Source organism: Spirulina sp. CS-785/01, from assembly GCF_028330525.1.
In the GTDB taxonomy this organism is placed as follows: domain Bacteria; phylum Cyanobacteriota; class Cyanobacteriia; order Cyanobacteriales; family Spirulinaceae; genus JAQMSD01.
Genome location: NZ_JAQMSD010000271.1, coordinates 1 through 3,300, shown reverse-complemented (window position 1 = coordinate 3,300; position 3,300 = coordinate 1). Strand labels below are relative to the sequence as shown.

Genomic DNA, 3,300 nt, shown 5'->3' with positions numbered 1-3,300 from the left:
TAATGACCAGACAAAGAGCCTAAAACTAGCTACGCATTTTAGGGTTTGATGGCTTAGGAAACGGAGTCCATGAAGGACAGAGACTGGTCAGCTACTTGAAGGAAGGCACGAAGCCTCTTCCTTCAAGGAAGAGGTGCTGACATTAAGTTTTGGACTGATACTTCTCTTATTGTATTATAGTGGATACAGAAGGGTGAACTACCCTAACTAACCGCAAGCGGTATAGTTAGGGCTTCTAATTTCATTGGGAATTGCGTCTGACAAAACCGAAGTTTTACCAGTCCGTCTTACATTCCCTCCATCAGCAGTAACGCGCTTTCCCTAACGCCACAATCCGCAAGCCCTCATATAGAATACAAATAACGGATGGCTTTCTGACTGGTTTCGTGTAAGCATTCAGCCATCCACCTCGACTCTTACTTCATGTGTTTAAACGAATGCTTACCGCATTATTTTTTATCAATTCCCCATTACTAATTCCCAATTCCCCATTACTAATTCCCAATTTTTAATTCCCCATTACTAATTCCCAATTTTTAATTCCCAATTCCCCATTACCAAGTCCTACTTCTCAATCAAACTAAAAGGAATATCCTGACTCGCATTCATCACAACCCCCTCAATCCCACTTTGTACAAACAAATACTCCTTATTTTGCCAAAGGGGAACATAGGGAACATCCTCCGCCAAACGCTCTTGAATTTCGCCAAACACCTCTAACCGTTCCGACTCATCCGCCGCTTGACGTTGGGCTTCAATTAACTCATTCATCCTTTCATCATAGTAAAAAGACCCTTGAGTTGCCGCCCCACCTTGAGTACAGCCCTCATCTTCCGACCCTTCCGCACAACTTAAAAAAGGCTGAATATAATTATCCGCATCCAAGAAATCTGGATACCAAAACACCATCGTGGCGGGATAAATGCCCTTTTTAATATTCTGAAAAAACGTCGCCCCGTCCACCGTTTTCGGGTCAAACTGGAGTGACCCTTCTAACTCCTGTTCAGCAAACGCTTGTAGGGTTTGTGCCGCTAAACTGCGCGTTGCTGAACCCGACGGAAACCAAACCTCAATCACCGCAGGATTATCCGGTGTATAACCCGCCTCCTCTAATAATTGTTTCGCTTGTTCCACATTGCCATCCCCATAGGCTTCCTCAAAAATAGGATCATAAGCCGTAAACGACGTGGGAATTAAGCTGTAAAGGGGGTCTGCTTGCCCTTTTAACACCCGTTCATTAATTAAATCCCGATTGACAATAGAAGCCACCGCCTTACGGACTTCTGGTTGGTCGAGGGGGTCCTGGTTGCGGTTTAAGGCCATAAAACTCACTGCCGTTCCGGGGGCCTCAATGGCCTGCCATTGCCCTTCCTCAGCCCCTTCTAACAAGTTACTAATTTGATCGGGGTCTAAGGATTGATAGGCAATATCCACCGCTTGGGTTTGGAACGCATTAAACAAGTTGGCGGAATTATCATTATAAATTTGGATATCCACCCCTTCATTGTTCGGGGCCTCTCCCCAGTAGTCCTCATTCACATCCAAACGCAGCGAGTCACTGGTAAAAGCGGCCAGTTTATAGGGCCCGGACCCGACAAACTCATTGGGAGTAAACTCCCCTTCGCCCAGGGCATAGGCTTCTGGAGAGACCGCACAAGTCCCCGCAAAGGCGAGGAGGGCGGTAAATGCAGCAAAGGGTTGTTTTAGCGCGATCGTTACTTCATAGTCCCCTGTAGCCTCCACTGTGTCCACAATATCGGCCAGGAGAAAGGAGGGTTTACCCCCATTTTGGATAAAGCGGTCTAGGGAAAACTTCACCGCTTCTGCATTTAAAGCTGTGCCATCGTGAAAAACTACATCCTCCCGAATGGGAATCACATAGGTGAGGCCGTCTTCGCTAATGGCGGGCATTTCCGTAGCGAGATGGGGTTCAAGGTCTGTGGTGGAGGGTTTGTAGGTGTAGAGGGAATCGCAGAGATTGGCAATAATATTTAATCCAGCGATTTCGTAAGCGTCTGCGGGGTCCAGGGTGCGGGGTTTGAGGGTGGTCCCCAGGGTAATGCGATCGGTGGTTGGTTCACCATTGCCTGTGGCCGTGTCCCCATTTTCCCCCGACGGTGCGGTATTACAGCCCACCACCAGGAAAAAACAGCAGAGAAAGAGACTGAAGAATTGAAGCAGCGATCGTCTAAACACCAATAGGAATCCTCTCGTGAAATATTCAAGCGTTTCATTGTACAGGATAGAGCAAGGCTGGTTATCCAGAGTAATGATCAAAAAAGAAAGATAGAATAGAAGAAAAAATCTGATGATTGATTCACTTTTCGTGAGCTATGGCCAATAACAGTAATTTTGTCGATTCTATTCAACAGGCGGGCAGACGGGAATTAGTCGGCCCCAACGTCATTAGTAACGCCATGCCCTATTTAGGAGGGGCGTTACTCCTCACCGCCGTCGGGACTTATGGTGGTTTGGGTATCATTCAAGCCAACCCTAGCCTCTTTATGCCTCTATTTTGGGGCGCATTGATTACCGAGTTAATCCTGTTTTTCGTTGCCCGTGGCGTTGCGGAAAAAGAAAATAATGCCGTTGCGATACCGTTGCTGGCATTATATAGCTTGCTGTCCGGGTTTACCCTCACCGTGATTATTTTACGGGCGTTACAATCGGCAGCAGGAGTGCAAGGTATTGGTCTTGCGGCCTTGGGTTGCGGGGTTGCCTTTATTGCGGGTAAGAGCATTGGCTCGAATTTATCTGATCAAGATGGCCTTGCGCTAATGAAAACAGTGCAAATTGGTCTCATTGGTTTAGTCGTTGCTTTAGTTGCCCAATTGCTCTTTACTTTCTTCGGGGGCGGTTTCCCCACCTTCCTGCAAATTGGCATTTCTGCGGCAGGAGTGTTGATCTTTTCTGGACTGGCAGTGGTGGATTTTTATGTTCTCCCCCGCACCTACCGGGATGAACAGTATCTCAGTGCTGCTCTTTCGATGTATTTAACCTATATCAATTTGTTTATTTTCCTCTTGCGTTTAATTACCCTCCTCAGTGGTGGCCGTGACTAACGCATTAGGTTAGAGAAGATTGTATTAAGACACCCCATCCGGGTGTCTTTTTTTGGTCGGTATTCAGGTTAATCTTTATATTGATCATCGTAGGGTGGGCAATGCCAGCCCTGTCAAGGTGGGTAACGAGATATGGCGGTTTGGAGTCGCCCTCACCCCCCAACCCCCTCTCCCAACCTTGGGAGAGGGGGAGAAAATGTCTCTCACAAGTGTCTGAAACAACGGTGTCTCGTTCTAC

The 3,300-nt window shown here is 47.2% G+C and carries 3 protein-coding genes; 1 reads left to right on the top strand and 2 read right to left on the bottom strand.

Annotated features, from left to right (window positions below; translation table 11 throughout):
• Nucleotides 1-564 precede the first annotated feature (564 nt).
• On the bottom strand, nt 565-2,196 hold the full coding sequence (locus PN462_RS17620; RefSeq protein ID WP_272130132.1) for an ABC transporter substrate-binding protein: 1,632 nt from the start codon (nt 2,194-2,196) through the stop codon (nt 565-567).
• A 137-nt stretch (nt 2,197-2,333) separates the two neighbouring features.
• On the opposite strand from PN462_RS17620, the gene PN462_RS17615 reads away from it, so the two are divergent.
• Nucleotides 2,334-3,062, top strand: a complete 729-nt coding sequence (locus PN462_RS17615) for a Bax inhibitor-1/YccA family protein (protein ID WP_272130131.1) — start codon at nt 2,334-2,336, stop codon at nt 3,060-3,062.
• 4 nt (nt 3,063-3,066) lie between these two features.
• On the opposite strand, the gene PN462_RS17610 is transcribed toward PN462_RS17615, so the two are convergent.
• On the bottom strand, nt 3,067-3,300 hold a 234-nt coding region (locus PN462_RS17610), incomplete at its 5' end, for a hypothetical protein (protein WP_272130130.1).

Bases quoted from the DNA above. Each gene is read 5' to 3' on its own strand.
- PN462_RS17615 (WP_272130131.1), top strand. From the start codon at position 2,334: ATGGCCAATAACAGTAATTTTGTCGATTCTATTCAACAGGCGGGCAGA.